A 15418-nucleotide genomic window follows, 5' to 3' on the forward strand; every position below is an offset into this window, starting at 1 on the left:
ATAGAAAAGTTAGTCTATCGAATATATAAGTCAATTGAAACAGGTTAGCCAGAAATCTTATTCTGGTTGGCCTGTTTTTGTTTTTCCGAGAAGCCAATAACGCTCTCTGAAAAGTTCAAAGTCACCTAGATTCCTGAAATGTGGATAACCCAAAAGCAGTTTAACGATCTAATGACGTATTTAACACAGAGTTAATACTATATGTGGATATCCTGTGTGTATAACACTCTAAATGTGGACAAGTATGGAGTTGTTGGAGTGGGAGGTCCTCTTTTGTTAACAGAAATACTTGTTTTCAACTGATTAGTACTGTATAGTTCTAAATATGACAAATCTAAAAATGAACACGGGAGCCGCCAAATCCAAAAGTACCAATCCGGTGAACCGGACCAAGGCAGTTGAAGTGGCGGCACAATTATTTCTGCGTCAGGGGTACAGCTACGTCAGCATGGATGAAGTCGTGCGAGTGAGTGGGGTATCCAAGTCGAATATTTATTATCATTTTAAAAACAAGGAGGAGCTGCTCCAGGCCGTGGTACAATACTGGATTGCCCAGTATGAGTCGGAGCTGTACCTGCTGCTCAGTCAGCGTGAACGAGGAGTGGAGGAGCGTATCTACTCATTCATGGCATTGCTGTCGGCAGGTATTGAGGGCCGAAATTACGAAGGGAGCTGTCCCTTTGTTACGTTATATATGCAGACACCGGACAGTGCACCCCAAGTGAAGGAAAGCATATCCAGATTCTTTCGTGAACTTAGACCGATGGTGGAGAAGTTGTTTCAGCAAGGTTTGGATCGCGGTGAATTTCGCAAAGAAATCGAACCGGGACCGGCTGCGTTGTTGTTTATTGCCGCATTGGAAGGTTCACTAATCCTAGCGGGAACTGCCCGTGATGTTGGGATTATTGAACAATCGGCACGTACGTTTTGTCAGATGCTTCGTTAATCGAAGCTCTTTTTTTGAATATAACTAGTACTGTATGGTACTAAAAGGAGCCGAAACAGAATGGTTGTACATACTAACCGTGTATCCAATGAAGAAAACACAGCAGCAAATTCAACAAACATGAATCAGGTAATAAGCAAGTCTGATATTGCAGCCAAGACCATTTTTATGACAGGTAGTACAGGTTTTATTGGCAAAGAAACGGTCAAACAACTCACGCAGGGAGACGCACAATTGCTCTTGCTGGTTCGTTCGGAACAGCGAGCCAGAACTGTGCTGAAGGCTTATGGAGTGAAGGATTTCAACCGAATTACCTTTATCACAGGTGATTTGTCCATGTCGGGTCTTGGCCTTACCGCAGCGGGTCGGGAGCGTGCTCTTGAAGCGAATGTGATCATTCACGCCGGAGGAACGATGGACGTCACTTTGGAACGAAAAGTAGCCGAGCAGATATTCATGAACGGGGCCAGAGAAGTGGCACAGCTAGCACAGGAAATCCAATCTACTCATGGATTGAGACACTTTATCCACGTTGTTGGTTATATGAGTCCTTATGGAGAGCGGAATGAACAGGGGAATTATCTACAGGTTGAGCATGTGGATAACAATGAAAGTGCATATGAAGAGATGAAGTTCCATGCCGATCTGCACATTCGCGAGCATGCAGAACAGCATCACTATCCCTTATCCGTTGTAAATCCGAGTACAGTGGTTGGGCCACGTCCCACAGGTGAAACCGAGCAAACGGGTGGGATTGGGCTGCTCATTCAGGCGATTCAGAAAGGACTTATGCCGGTAGTGCCGGGAGGTTCATCCTATTGGTTACCGCTTGTGGAGAATGACATTGTTGCACAGACGCTTGTTTTTCTATCCAGGGAAGCCGCTCCAGTCGGAGGAACTTATCCACTGTTGGCGCGGAGGGAAGACAATCCCAATATGAAGGAACTGCTGCAACTCTTGGCGCAGCAATTGGACGTACCCAAGCCGAAAGGGGCTGTGCCACTACCATGGATTCAATGGATCATGAAATCAGGTGGTTCACGCATCAGTGGTGTTCCAGCGGAGTCGGTTGCTTTTATTACCAACAGGTCATTCCCGGTTGAAGAGACTGAGGCTCTGTTCACACGTATGGGGCAATCCTGGCCGGACATCCGGGAACAGCTTCCGCTGGTTACAGCCGATCTGGACTATCGTTTTCGGTATACACCGTTACCTGAGGGTTTTCCGACAGATTATATTCGGTCGCGGAGCGGAAATATGGCTATGCTTGGTTGGGAGGGTGAGGGAGAGCCTTGGATTATTGTGCATGGTTTGCTTCAATCTGCGGATGAGATGTTACCGTTAGGAAAACAGCTTAGGGAACGGACCGGGAACCCGGTATGGTTAATCGATCTCGCTGGATTCGGACGGTCCCCGGTGCATCAGGGAGATGAAACATTTGAAGGTCAGGTGGATGCACTGCTTACGGCTCTTGGTGAGTTTGAAGGTTCGGTGAAGCTGGTTGGGCATTCGATCGGGGCTGCTATTGCAGCTGCGGCACAGATGCGTAGCGGGCGGACAGACATTCGACTGGGGTTGCTTCAGCCAGTAGCTGACAATTCGAATCCGAATGTGCTGAGATGGATTTCTCGTTTACCAAGAGGAGTGATGCGCTCCCTGCTGCGTGGCAGATCGGAGAAAAGTTGGAATCAAATGTTCAGTTCACATAGCGGCGTAGGCGACAACGGTGTTATGGCCGATACCATGGGCAAGAGAATACGCTCCAGTCTCCAGTCCCCTCGCATTGCAGGAGCACATGCAGACTTATTGCGGTGGATCCACTCGGGTCAGAGGAAAGGCGCCAGATCAACGTTGTGGGCGAAAATGGAAAGTCAGCATTATGCCAAGAATGTATTAGTTGTATGGGCCAATCAAGATCAGGAATATCACTATCCCCAGGATATGAACTCACAGCTCAAACGGATAGATGTACCCTATGGACATTACTTTCCGACGTTTCAGTATAAGGAAACAGCTGCAATTCTCGCCGAATGGGCCGATACCTTAAGGTGAGTTCAGGTTTGGACATGCAGGAATCCCGTGCCAATTGTCGAAAGGGTCAAGTCGACTTTTGAGAGCTGAACCAAAGACAGGAGAGATGAATGTATGAGCAAGCAACGTGTGGAAATCAGTAAAAATGTGCTAACCGAATGTCTCGGACTGCGCAACGGAGAGAATCTGGTAGTTGTCGCAGACGATATGAAACGGGATCTGGCTGAATCCATCTATGAGGCAGGCAAAGCACTTGGTGCAGAGTCGGTCCTGTTAATCATGAAGGAACGCAGCAGATCTGGAGAAGAGCCACCTGCGCCGATTGCAGAGGCCATGATTCGAGCAGATGTAGCCGTGTGTGTAACAAAATATTCATTAACACATACCCAGGCACGCAAAAAAGCCGCTGCTTCAGGGACCCGAGTGGCAACCATGCCCGGCATGACAGAGGATATGTTTGTGAACGGAGCCATTACAGCTGAATATTCGCAAGTAAAGGCGTTGACAGAGAAGGTAACGGCTCTATTAACCGCAGGTCGCCATGTGCGAATAGAGAAGCAGGGCCATAGTCTTTCCTTTTCCATTGAAGATCGTAACGGTGTACCAAGCACAGGTATGTATTTGAACCCTGGTGAATCGGGCAACTTGCCGTCAGGAGAAGCTTATATTGCTCCCGTTGAGGGCAAGGGCGAGGGCAGTATTGTTGTAGATGGTTCCGTTGCTGGAATTGGGGCACTCCGTGAACCGATGTTATTGACCGTTAGTGAAGGACGGTTGGTGTCAGCTGAAGGACCAGATGGGGCTCAATTACTGGAAACGCTTGGTGAGGGCGATGGTCGTTTTCTCGGCGAATTCGGGATCGGTACCAATAATAAGGCGCGAATCACGGGTGTGGTGCTGGAAGATGAGAAGGTGTACGGCACAATTCATGTGGCCTTTGGCAGCAATAACACATTTGGTGGAACGATTGCCGCAGGTGTTCATATTGATGCAGTTGTACAAAAGCCGGACGTGTACATCGATGACAGGCTGATCATGCGCCAGGGTGAATTGGTCGAATAACTACAGCGAAGGAAATTGGGCATGTCCACAACGTGTCCACAGTAATGGATAACTGAAGCGGAAATTCGGATTTTACGTCAGATTTACAAACAAATACACAACATGTCCACATTAAATTAATGAATATCCACATGAAATGCTAAAGATATCCACAGCATGTGTGCAATATGTGCACAACTTATCCACAAATCAGGTATAACTCGTGTTTTCATGTGATAAAACAGTCGTTTTGGAGTAATGAAACAAGTTATCCACAGGAAATTCACTTTTTTGTTCCAAGTATTTGAAAACATAGAAACAGATCCATAATATATGGGGATAAAAAAGACCAAAAATCGGCATAAAGCTGATCTTTGGTCTTTTTTTGAATATAATTTTTCAATCCGATGTCAGGTTACTTACGCTCAATATTAAAACGACTGATTTCCACCACCCTCCACAACAGGGCAAATGAGCAGAGCGGAGACAGCAACCGTAATGCAACGTCTGTTGAAGTTGGCAAAATTGATCTGAAGCCTAAACATTTGATCAAAAATAACCGATACACCAAAGTAACATCTAGTGGGACGAAAGTAGTCTGATTATACGGAATGAGAGGATATGGGGATAACTATGGACGAGGGAATGCAATATATTAATTTTTCGGTAGGAGACCAGATCTTTGCACTACGAATTGATGAAGTTCATGAGATCATCAGAATGGTACAGGTAACAACAGTTCCATTTGGAAGCCCGGAGATCCGAGGTTTTGCTTCGCTGTACGGTAAGGTCGTTTCGGTGGTGAGTCTTCGTGTATTGTTAGGCATGCCAGACCAGGAGGATACCACTTCTACACGTATTATTGTGGTGCCTTACAAAGGTGGATTTGTACCGCTGATCGTAGATATGGTCGATTCTGTCGTAAGTTATGATCGTTTCGAGGAACCAGCTGAGGAACACCGCCGTTTCATGCTTGGCGTTTTTGACAAGATCGGGTTCTGTGAAGATCATCGTGCAGGTATTTTGAACCTCGATGTATTACTGGGCAGCTTGATCAGATCATAGGAGTATAACGATCCGTAATTCCTTCAATATTCAGTATTATCCTTCGGTTTACCCAAATGTTCCTCATCCGCTTTTCGGGAGAAGGGACATTTTTTTGTGCCGCTAGGGCGTTTTCAGACACGCCCTAACCATCGAAATAACCACTTTTTATGGGCAAAGGTTTTTAAATCCGGTCATTTTCGTATATGATGGAGAGTAACAATGCGAAGGGATGACGGGAGACTTTAATGATGCAATCGCTGTATGGAGTATGGCTTGGTGACGTATTTTTTTGTTTTTCCGGTGAAACATCGGAACCACGTGTGGATGCATGGAGCCACGTGGTAAGAAGGTTGAATTTTGGCGACGGGGGTCGTCTGTTTCAGCCTGCCGCTCTGCGTCTTGCGGAGCTGCGCTGGCCGAATCCGCTAAGGAACACGGCTGAAGCGAAGAACACGAAGCGGCGTCAACTGCTGGGACGCACATTGGAAGGATTGGCAGTCTCGCCTAAGGATGCCTTCAGGCTGCTGCTGCAATGGGATGACCGTTTGTTAAATGCAGCCGGAATTCAGGTTGGAGAAGAGATGCGTTACTGGATCAAGGCGGCGCAGTTCACACAGGAGCTGCTGTTGCGGGGAGCAATTGCTCCATCGGCTGAATTTGCAGCAAAGACCGGAGCACGGCGACGGACCGGACAAGAGACATTAACAGGTGTATGGCGGCCACGCTTGCAGCAGGAGGAGGACATCGAACGCTTCCGCGATCTTGCTGAAGCGATGCCTCCGATTGGATTGGCTGCTCCTGGAGCTTATGCTTCATTGGAACCGGAAACGCGTGAAGAAGCAGGGGCTGCGGTATTATTTTCATTCATGAGTGGCATGATTCATGCTGTAGTGACAAGTGAACTGGAGGGCATGGACAGTGAACTGTCCCGTTACCGCACCCCATATCGACGCGGATCTTCGCCAGTAGCCGAACTCTGGTGGAACAGTCTGATCTCGATGTTCCGTCCTGTGACGGTGCAAGGGCCGACGGACGATATGACAGCGTTTATTCATACGTTGCAAGAAGTTGGTGGAACGTCAATGCCAATCGTGGGAGCAGAAGAGATGGCACCTGCTGAAGGCCAATTGAAGCTGGTGCTCCGCTTGGAGCCGCCGCTGGGCGAACATGAAACGATCTGGGGGATCAGCTTTTGGGCGGACAGTGAGCAGGAACCAAGCTTGAGGTTGCCTGCACGGACTATCTGGGCACATCCAGAGCGAGATCTGGACCGAGGGAAGGTGTTGTATACCTCGGCGGCAGAGCAATTATTGATGGCACTCGGGCAAGCAGCAGAAATGGCACCTGAACTGGAGACGGCGCTGCTTACCGCTCGTCCGGAGGAAATTAAGCTGGAGCAGCAGGGTTTCTTTGAGTTTCTCACGCATGCGGTTCCACGTTTGCAGAAGGCCGGGATAACCGTTCTCATGCCTTCAAGGTGGAGTCGAGCCGGGAAACGTCGTGCGGGACTGCGTCTGCAGATGTTGAATCGGGGAACAGAGCGGTTGCCTGGAGCCACATCGGCACTGGGCATGGAACAATTGGTTGCTTTCAAAGCGGAGCCTATGCTGGATGGTAAACCGGTCACGGCGGAGGAACTGGCAGCACTGGCTGAATCCACAGTACCTTATGTCATGTTCCGTGGTGAATGGATTGAAGTGGATACAAAAGAGATTCGTCAAGTTCTGCGTTACATGAAAAAAGAAGAAGAACAATATATGCCTCTCTCCGAATGGCTGCATCTGGCAGCAGATGAAGGGGAGGATTCCGCATGGAAGGGCCTCTCCGTCTTTGGTGCCGAATCTGATGGGATGCTTGCTTTCCTGCTCGATGGACAGGTGCTTCGCAGCATTGAGCCTCGTCAGGTTCCGGCAGAATTGCATGGTGAACTCAGACCTTATCAGGAACGAGGTTACCAATGGTTATCCGCGATGCGTGAGCTGGGCTTTGGCGTATGTCTCGCGGACGATATGGGACTTGGGAAGACGATTCAGGTAATTACCTGTCTGCTGGACCGCAAACACGAGGAACGCCAGGCGGCTGAAGAGGAAGCCCGTGAGAATGAGCTGTTGAATGGATCAGATGATTCATTCCCGGCGGATCAGCACACGAATGAGCAGCCTGTTCATCTGCCTGCACTTATTGTGTGTCCTACCTCGCTGCTTGGAAACTGGCAGCGTGAGCTGAAGCGGTTTGCCCCGGATCTGTCGCTATATATTCATCATGGCGGACAACGGTTGCACGGCAATGATTTTCAGGCAGAAGCGCAGACGCATGACATTGTACTGACGACCTATCATCTGGCAGGCAGAGATGGCCCGGATCTGGCTTCATTGCACTGGTCCACCATTGTGCTGGATGAGGCACAATATATTAAGAACTACCGTACCAAACAAGCACAAAGCGTGATGCGTCTGTCTACACTTCATCGTATTGCGATGACGGGAACGCCTGTAGAGAACCGACTGAGCGAACTTTGGTCGATTTTCCAGTTTCTCAATCCGGGGTATCTGGGCACAGCTTCATCGTTCCGCCAGCGGTATACGGGACTGGGGCCATCCGAAGAAAATGCAGCATCCTTGCGTGAGCTTCATCGACTGGTATCTCCATTCATGCTGCGCAGGCTGAAAAGTGATCCGGATATTCGCAAGGATCTGCCAGAGAAGCTTGAACTGAAATCCTATTGTTCCCTAACACCGGAGCAGACGGTGTTGTACCAGCGTGTGGTGGATGATCTGATGGGTGGTCTGGACGGCAGAAATGGCATTGCCCGCAAAGGGATTGTTCTGTCCTCCCTGACCAAGCTCAAGCAGATCTGTGATCATCCGGTGCTGGCGGACAGTAATCGGAAAGACCACGGCAAGGCTGAGGCATCCGGTAAGATGGAAAGATTGCTTGAACTGCTGGACGCCATCCGTGATAACGGGGAATCGGCCCTGATCTTCACGCAGTATGTTGCCATGGGAGATCTATTAGTGTCGAGGTTGAAACAGCGATACGAGGAAGAACCTTATTTCCTGCATGGCGGTGTATCGAAGTCGCAAAGAGACGATATGGTGGAGACTTTCCAAAAAGGAGAGGGGCCGTCCATGTTTGTTCTATCTCTTCGTGCCGGAGGTGTGGGTCTGAATCTGACACGGGCGAGTCATGTCGTTCACTATGATCGGTGGTGGAATCCCGCGGTTGAGAATCAGGCAACGGACCGTGTATTCCGAATCGGGCAGAATCGCAATGTGCAGGTGCATAAGCTGATCTGTCAGGGAACACTGGAGGAACGGATTGATGAGCTGATTGAAAGCAAGAAGGCACTGTCCGAGCAGGTCGTCGGTTCAGGTGAGAATTGGCTGACCGAGATGTCGGATGATGAGCTGCGCGGTCTAATCTCACTTCAGGGTGAGACGTGGCTGTGACCTTGAAAGATCAGGAGAATATAGATGTTGAGAAAGGGGGATTGTTGTGAGCGAAAAATGGAAGATCGAGCTGCATATGTCCCCCGGTGGATGGACAGCAGAAGTAAATACAGCAGCGGATGCGGATCAGGAAGTTTCCGTTTCTGCTTCCGCTGCTGAGGGCAAGACCGGATCAGCCGCAGGCATGTTCACGGTGACGGGAACGCCAGCGCAACTGAGCAAAGCCCAGCGCGAGGCTGTACTGGCTCAGCTGCGCAAGCGCCCGCTGACGCTGTACGCCCTGCTGCGCGGCGGCCCGGCGTCCGAGGAGCTCGCCGGGCTGCTGCCGGCTGCCCAAGCGCCCGAGGGCTCGCCAGGCGCAGCAACGGCCAGCGCGGCCGTGGCGTGCACCTGCGGCCGCCCGGGCTGCGCGCATGCCGCGGCCGCTGAGCGCGCCGTAGCCGCGCGCCTCGCGGCCGAGCCGCTGCTGCAGCTGGCGCACGCCGGCCTGCCGCGCGAAGCGCTGCTCGCCGGCGTGCTGGGGGCATGGGCGGAGGAACTCGCCCATGATCCCAGCGGCCCCGGCCGCGCAGCGGAAACGGCTGGCCGCCCGCAAGTGCGGGGCGGCGAAGGCGGCGCTGCCGTCGGCGAGTGGATCGCCGAGGCCGCCGCGGACGGCGCCATGCACCAGCCGGGGCCGGGCTTTGGCGCCGTTGAGGTGCGCCTCGCGCAGCCGGGCAAGCCGCCGGCCTTGCCGGAGCTGACGGCGCTGATGCCGGGCGTGCCGGCCACCGCAGGGCTGGATTTGATCCGCGAGCGTGTAGCCGCGCGGATGTGGCAGGCTGTCCAGAAGAAGACGGACAGCCCGGCAACCAAATGATGCACCCATCAGAGCGGGGGAGATCTCAGATCAACCCTGCTTGTTTTTATTGAAACATGTTGCATTATTTGATTTAATTCATTTCCCGGTACAAGATGAATTTTGTCTTTATCCAACAATGCTAATGCTCATTAATAAAGTGCATCTCGGTATAATCAATTTTTTGCATATTGGATATATGAAGGTATATTCCCATTTCAATTCTATTGTGTACAGCACGGGGATGTTGCTCTAAAAGTCCAAAAAACGATCATACAGGCTGTACAGCCCGTATATGTTCATTCGGATCTCTTCTAAAGGAGGTCTTTACCGGTGGAGCTTCGCTCCCAATTAAGGTATACTGTCGCAGGGAACATTGCACGCTGAGAACTATATAACATTTATATTATTGCGATAGGAGTTTTTACATGAAATCAACTACAGGAAGACAGCGCCGCATGTTGGTTATGCTGTCCTCATTGATGATATGCGGAGCATTGCTTGCCGCGTGCCAGAACGGTTCAGGCACAGAGGAGAGCCAGAATCCGAATGGAACAGGTAACACGCAACAGGAGACGGACGGCACAACGGTTCATTTTACGGAGGATAAAGGAACGGATGGCGACAATGCTGGCGGTGATGACACATCATCTTCTGGCAACAATGATGAAGATACAGGCAGTGAGTCAGATAATGCTTCAGCGAGCGGAGAGCAGGGCTCTTCGGACAATGGGAATGGCGCGACAGCGGAAGATCCATTGCTGGAGAAACGCAGTATCAGCGCACTGCAAACGACGATTGATGCACAATCTGTGGTGACCAATGCCGAGTCTATGACCGTCATTGTGAACAAACAACGGAGTCTGCCTGACGGTTACGAGCCGAACGATCTGGTAGAGCCGAATGTACCGTTCTCCTTCGACGAACCACACGAGAAGCGGCATATGCGCAAGGAAGCTGCGGAGGCGCTGGAGAAGTTGTTTGCAGGTGCAAAAGCGGATGGCATTGAGCTTCGTGCGGTGTCCGGTTATCGTTCATATCAGCGTCAGGTATCCATCTATAACAATAATGTCAAAACCAAAGGTCAAGAATACACAGATCGTGTGAGTTCTGTGCCAGGCCGAAGCGAACATCAGACGGGTCTTGCCATCGATGTATCGAGTCCGAGTGTGGGCAATGTGCTGGAAGAGGTATTTGGCACATCGAAGGAAGGCCAGTGGTTGGCTGAACATGCTGCAGAATACGGATATGTCATCCGTTATCTGCAAGGTGAAGAAGATACCACAGGTTACGTCTATGAGCCTTGGCATATCCGGTACATCGGTACAGATTTGGCACCGGATGTGGCGAAGAGTGGGTTAACTCTGGAAGAATACTTCGATGAGGCTAATATCAAGTTGTAATTTGGATGTTTCATCCTTAAAGAAAAAGACAAGATACTAATTCTCATAAATCTCCGAATGAAGCGTCCTTGATCTAACCAATGGGCAGTCATTCAGGGGATTTTTTTCTGTGCGAAAATGTTAATGGAGTTAAGATAGAATTAAACTTGATTCCATTGTCTGAGATGATGGGGGACTGATATAATTCATGTTTAATCTGAAGAGACAAATACAACCAAAGCGAGGGACGAGAGAATGAGCAGACAGCAGGTATTTACGGGCTCCCCATGGGAACCGTTGGTGGGATATTGCCGTGCCATCCGTGTAGGGAACCGAATTGAAGTGGCGGGTACAACCGCGATGCAAGATGGTGTAGTTGTTGGGGCAGGTGATCCGTATGCACAGACAAGGTTCGTTTTGCAGACGATCGAGAATGCACTGAAAGAACTGGGGGCTGACATGTCGCATGTGGTGAGAACCCGGATGTTTGTGACCGATATCTCCAGATGGGAGGAAGTTGGCAAGGCGCACGGTGAATTTTTTGGACAGATCCAGCCTGTAGCCACCATGGTTGAAGTTAGCGCACTCATTGATCCCTTGTTGATGGTTGAGATTGAAGTGGAAGCGATCGTTGAAGATGAAACCCAAGCCGGTTGATTCTGACGGTTATCCGGAAGATTTTCTAAGGAACACAGGACGTCTTATTTGGCGATAAGGTCCTCTTGCTAAAATGTAAAGAACTTCAGACACGTTATTTCACAAATTCCTCTGATAAAATGCTATAAACAGCTATTTATTCAAACATAGCGTGCCTGAGATTCCTTAGATTTAGGCGGGTGCTTCAAGTCCTTGAATAAGACGCCTCAGATTCGTTAGCGTTAACTCGGCTTGCTCTTACATTCAGTATGCAACGTATTTCGTATGCAGTGCACATCGCACGTGTCTGCTCCGGACAAGTTTCAGATACCCTTCGGTTTGAAGCAGTTTGTAGACACACTCTAAAAAACCAGAACCAGAACCAGAACCAAAACCAAAACCAAAACCAAAACCAAAAAAACAACCTTATCCATGCCTGTCAAAAGACAAGCGGATAAGGTTGTTTTGAATTGACTTCGCCGCCTGGCCGCACGGCTGAGCTCTTGATGCGCCAAACTCATTACACCGCGCGCCAGGAGCTACATGCGGATGGCTGGTCATTATGATGCTCCACACTCATGACCCCGCGCTAAGCGATGCACGCGGTCGTCTGCAACAACATATAACATGTGTTTCAGCCAGACGTTTTTCTAACCGTATTATTTCGCTTCCAGCTCTGCTGCAGGTGTTTCAACAACCACTTTCCAAGCTGTTCCGATTGGAGGCAGGCTGCGTGTCAACACAGGGCTGTAGAATCCAATGACTTTAGCGCCTTTGGTCAGTTCTTCAGCTTTCACCGTTTCACCTTCGTGGTTCACGATCAGCGTGTCTTTAGCAATGTTCAGTATGACATGGTCAGGAGCTGTTTCTGTTAACCGTGTACCTGTAATCTCAATCTGTGAGATGCTGCCTTCAGCTGTTGTTACATTTTCAATTGTACCCGCTGTACCCAGAAGCTCTTTAGGTTGTGTCTCAGATGCTGTAGCTGCATCCAATACAGTGACTGTATAGGTCGGCGTTTGTGGTGGCAGGCTGCGGGTGGTGATCAGGGAATGCTCAGCTTCCACGTTCATGCCAATGGCCAGATCAGTCAGTGCAATCTCTTTCCCCTCAACTGAGATGAATTTTGTCTCATCGCTCAGATTGAGCACAATACCATCCGTACCTGCACCGCCAATCTGGATGGACTTATATTTATCTTGGTTCGAGATTCTGGTAATTACACCACGTTCAGTAACCGTCTTCACGTCCTCTTCACTAGAGATAGTCACTTGATTCCCCGTTGTGTTCACTTGTCCATGCAGTGCTTTCTCAGCAAAAGAAACCGGTACATGCAATTTGCCGCCTGTGATTTCGGGCGCTGTACCCAGCGTGAGTGACATTTTATTCACAGAATATTGGTCCTTGCCTGTAATTACCTGTGTCCAAAGAGCACCACGAGTCAGCTCAGCAGTTTTAGTTTCTTTATTCCATTCCAGTTCAATACCCAGTGCGTCGGTAAGATCACGCAGCGGGATCATGGCTACTTTGCCATCTTTGTTCCAATAACCATCAGAGATGGCTGCGCCATTCACGGATACGTTTACTACACTCGCTGCGTTACTATCTGCTGAAACGGATGTTTGATGGACTGGTTTTGTGTTGTCCAGTGTTGCTGCATAAGCGGCTCCACCACCCAATGCCATGGATAGGGCCATCAGTGCACTTACTTTTTTCATGTTGTTGTTCATCAATATTCATCCCTTCTAATCTGTGTACTGACGCGGTAAAATCTTCCTTAGGGCCGCGCTTCAAGTTAATAGACGGGACAAATCGTCTAAGTGTTGCAGTTGAAATGCAATGAATGTAAGCGGTATGTTACTTTAAATTAGAAATATCGCTTGTATTGCAGGTTATCCGCAGCAGGATCAGGTTAATTTCAGGTAAGTGGCCAAACCTTTGTCCTATTTCACATTCGAGTACGAGGAGGAACGGATTAGATGAGTGATATGTTGGTAGCGCTCTATCGTTTACCGGAGCAAGAGAGTGGACTGAGAGCATTGGAGGAATCCTCCATTGTGATTCGAAGAGCCATTGCCCCAGAAAAACAGCTTGTACTGGATTGGGTGAGGTCACATTTTAGTCAGGCTTGGGTGGATGAATGTGAGGTTGCTTTTGCGCGTCAGCCGGTGTCCTGTTATATTGCGGTTGAGCATGGGAAAATGATTGGATTTGCCTGTTACGAAGCGACATGTCGCAACTTCTTTGGACCGACAGGTGTGAGCCAGGATGCACGAGGCAAAGGTGTAGGCACAGCCTTGTTACTGGCCTGTATGAATGCGATGAAGGCGGACGGTTACGGGTATGCGATTATCGGATCAGCGGGACCTGTGGATTTCTATGCCCGGACGCTGGGTGCCGTGAAGATTGAAAATTCAACCCCGGGTATTTACGAAGGCATGCTGCGGGCAGACTAGACAATAATGATGTTGTGGAAGCTGTGGAAAAGGAAGGGAGGACGATGATGAGCACGAAACAAATGTTGCACATCGGAATGATCGGTACAGGATCAATCTCGGATCTTCATATGAGGTGTTATGCCAAAAACGAGGATGCCGTCATCTATGCCATCTGCGATCTGAACGAAGAACGGGCTAAAGCTGCGGCACAGAAGTATGATGCCCAATCCGTATACACCGATTATCGGGAGATGCTGGAGGACCCGCATGTGGATGCCGTCAGTATCTGTACCTGGAATAATACACACGCCGAATTTGCCATTGCTGCACTGGAGGCAGGCAAGCATGTGTTACTGGAGAAACCGGTCGCAACTAATGTGGAAGATGCGCTGCGGATTGAAGAAGCGGTGAAGAAGAGCGGACGTACGTTTATCGTTGGATTTGTGCGGCGTTATGATAACAATATGCAGATGATGCGCAGATTCATTGATGCCGGGGAGTTTGGTGAACTGTACTATGCCAAAGCTTCCATTCTAAGGCGTCACGGCAATCCAGGCGGTTGGTTTGCGGACAAAAGCCGTTCCGGCGGCGGCCCCCTGATTGACCTGGGCGTACATATTATCGACCAATGCTGGTACCTCATGGGCAGGCCGAAACCTGTTTCGGTCAGTGGTAATACGTATCGGAAGTTGGGCAATCGTGCCCATATTGAACATCTTTCTTTTTACAAAGCAGCCGACTACAGCGCAGCTGTGAATGACGTAGAAGATATGGCGAATGCGCTCATTCGGTTTGAAAACGGGGCTTCGCTGGCGGTGGATGTGAGCTTTACCCTGCATGCACGCGGAGATGAATCTTCGGTGAAATTATACGGCGAGCGTGGTGGGTTCGAACTGGAGCCGGAGACACTGATCGTCACGGAGAAAAATAACACCATCCTGAATATTGAACCCCAGACGGACAATACGGGTCTCCATATTCATAGTGCATTCCAGAACCAGATTGACCACTTTGTGGATTGCTGCCTGAACGGTACAGAGCCGATCAGCCCAATTGCGGATGGTGTGGCTTCCACGCGCATGTTGTGCGGAATCTACGAATCCGCTGAGAAAGGGCAGGAGATTCGTCTGGATTGAGTTCATTTTACATGGCAGTTGTCCTTCATCATATTAAAAAGCATGCGTCTTCCGCGTGATCTGCGGTTACGCATGCTTTTTGGCATAAGGTCATTTATTCAGTGGTGAATTCTCGTATCCAGGGTCATCATAATCCGTATCCTGCAGCCTTGGAAGCACGTTCATGGTTTCAATTGCCTGCCGGGTATCCGGCGTGCCGTGGTCATACAGAAAGGTGTACAGCAAGGTCATGCCATCCGAAAACTGCTCCGTTGCCTCATCATGGTCTGCCGATTTGTAGGGTACTGGCGCCCGTTGCAATGTATAGGCATCGTCATCCTCCAGCACCTTCATCAGATCTTTCAATCGGCCCAACTGTTCGTCATCCACCAACACCTCAAAGGGTGTAGATTCGTTCTTTGTTTGCTCAATAAGATTATGTGTTACCGATACATACAGATGTTGTTTGCCGTCCTGCATATTCCAACCCCCATT

General features: G+C 49.6%; 12 protein-coding genes. 10 read left to right on the plus strand and 2 right to left on the minus strand.

Features of this window, described 5'->3' with window-relative positions:
- Positions 1-379 precede the first annotated feature (379 nt).
- The 8 genes from PAEAM_RS05810 to PAEAM_RS05845 all read left to right on the plus strand — a co-directional run bounded on the left by PAEAM_RS05810 (position 380) and on the right by PAEAM_RS05845 (position 11391).
- A complete protein-coding gene (locus PAEAM_RS05810; RefSeq protein ID WP_036607516.1) occupies positions 380-946 on the plus strand; it encodes a TetR/AcrR family transcriptional regulator in 567 nt (188 codons plus the stop codon).
- A gap of 60 nt (positions 947-1006) precedes the next feature.
- Positions 1007-2998, plus strand: a complete 1992-nt coding sequence (locus tag PAEAM_RS05815; protein WP_100526970.1) for an alpha/beta fold hydrolase — start codon at positions 1007-1009, stop codon at positions 2996-2998.
- 93 nt (positions 2999-3091) lie between these two features.
- A complete protein-coding gene (locus tag PAEAM_RS05820) occupies positions 3092-4039 on the plus strand; it encodes an aminopeptidase (RefSeq protein ID WP_100526971.1) in 948 nt (315 codons plus the stop codon).
- Positions 4040-4639: 600 nt separating this feature from the next.
- Positions 4640-5083 (plus strand): chemotaxis protein CheW, encoded by a 444-nt coding sequence (locus PAEAM_RS05825; protein ID WP_083657319.1) that lies wholly within the window; start codon positions 4640-4642, stop codon positions 5081-5083.
- Between the two features lie 227 nt (positions 5084-5310).
- Positions 5311-8514 carry a DEAD/DEAH box helicase gene (locus tag PAEAM_RS05830; RefSeq protein WP_100526972.1) on the plus strand — a complete coding sequence of 1068 codons (3204 nt, stop codon included), beginning with the start codon at positions 5311-5313 and terminating at the stop codon, positions 8512-8514.
- A gap of 46 nt (positions 8515-8560) precedes the next feature.
- Entirely contained in the window at positions 8561-9373 is an 813-nt protein-coding gene (locus tag PAEAM_RS05835) for a hypothetical protein (RefSeq protein WP_100526973.1), read from the plus strand.
- 407 nt (positions 9374-9780) lie between these two features.
- A complete protein-coding gene (locus PAEAM_RS05840; protein ID WP_100526974.1) occupies positions 9781-10755 on the plus strand; it encodes a M15 family metallopeptidase in 975 nt (324 codons plus the stop codon).
- A 234-nt stretch (positions 10756-10989) separates the two neighbouring features.
- A complete protein-coding gene (locus PAEAM_RS05845; RefSeq protein WP_076332718.1) occupies positions 10990-11391 on the plus strand; it encodes a RidA family protein in 402 nt (133 codons plus the stop codon).
- 638 nt (positions 11392-12029) lie between these two features.
- Here PAEAM_RS05845 and PAEAM_RS05850 read toward each other — a convergent pair.
- Complete coding sequence (locus PAEAM_RS05850; protein WP_165789844.1) at positions 12030-13088, minus strand: copper amine oxidase N-terminal domain-containing protein; 1059 nt, start codon at positions 13086-13088, stop codon at positions 12030-12032.
- 261 nt (positions 13089-13349) lie between these two features.
- Between PAEAM_RS05850 and PAEAM_RS05855 the strand changes: the two genes are divergently transcribed.
- Together PAEAM_RS05855 and PAEAM_RS05860 are read left to right on the plus strand one after the other, a co-directional pair.
- Positions 13350-13826: a GNAT family N-acetyltransferase gene (locus PAEAM_RS05855; RefSeq protein WP_100526976.1), complete on the plus strand. Its 477-nt coding sequence runs from the start codon at positions 13350-13352 to the stop codon at positions 13824-13826.
- A gap of 47 nt (positions 13827-13873) precedes the next feature.
- The gene (locus PAEAM_RS05860) at positions 13874-14944 is read left to right on the plus strand and encodes a Gfo/Idh/MocA family protein (protein ID WP_047840275.1); all 1071 of its coding nucleotides are present in this window, start codon (positions 13874-13876) and stop codon (positions 14942-14944) included.
- Positions 14945-15034: 90 nt separating this feature from the next.
- Here the strand turns inward: PAEAM_RS05860 and PAEAM_RS05865 are convergent, their stop codons facing one another.
- Complete coding sequence (locus PAEAM_RS05865) at positions 15035-15403, minus strand: hypothetical protein (protein ID WP_036668594.1); 369 nt, start codon at positions 15401-15403, stop codon at positions 15035-15037.
- Positions 15404-15418 lie beyond the last annotated feature (15 nt).

Origin of the sequence: Paenibacillus sp. GM1FR, from assembly GCF_002803315.1 — a bacterium.
In the GTDB taxonomy this organism is placed as follows: Bacteria; Bacillota; Bacilli; order Paenibacillales; family Paenibacillaceae; genus Paenibacillus; species Paenibacillus amylolyticus.

Bases quoted from the DNA above. Each gene is read 5' to 3' on its own strand.
- PAEAM_RS05815 (WP_100526970.1), top strand. From the start codon at position 1,007: ATGGTTGTACATACTAACCGTGTATCCAATGAAGAAAACACAGCAGCA.
- PAEAM_RS05820 (WP_100526971.1), top strand. From the start codon at position 3,092: ATGAGCAAGCAACGTGTGGAAATCAGTAAAAATGTGCTAACCGAATGT.
- PAEAM_RS05825 (WP_083657319.1), top strand. From the start codon at position 4,640: ATGGGGATAACTATGGACGAGGGAATGCAATATATTAATTTTTCGGTA.
- PAEAM_RS05830 (WP_100526972.1), top strand. From the start codon at position 5,311: ATGATGCAATCGCTGTATGGAGTATGGCTTGGTGACGTATTTTTTTGT.
- PAEAM_RS05840 (WP_100526974.1), top strand. From the start codon at position 9,781: ATGAAATCAACTACAGGAAGACAGCGCCGCATGTTGGTTATGCTGTCC.
- PAEAM_RS05845 (WP_076332718.1), top strand. From the start codon at position 10,990: ATGAGCAGACAGCAGGTATTTACGGGCTCCCCATGGGAACCGTTGGTG.
- PAEAM_RS05850 (WP_165789844.1), bottom strand. From the start codon at position 13,088: ATGAAAAAAGTAAGTGCACTGATGGCCCTATCCATGGCATTGGGTGGT.
- PAEAM_RS05855 (WP_100526976.1), top strand. From the start codon at position 13,350: ATGAGTGATATGTTGGTAGCGCTCTATCGTTTACCGGAGCAAGAGAGT.
- PAEAM_RS05860 (WP_047840275.1), top strand. From the start codon at position 13,874: ATGAGCACGAAACAAATGTTGCACATCGGAATGATCGGTACAGGATCA.
- PAEAM_RS05865 (WP_036668594.1), bottom strand. From the start codon at position 15,403: ATGCAGGACGGCAAACAACATCTGTATGTATCGGTAACACATAATCTT.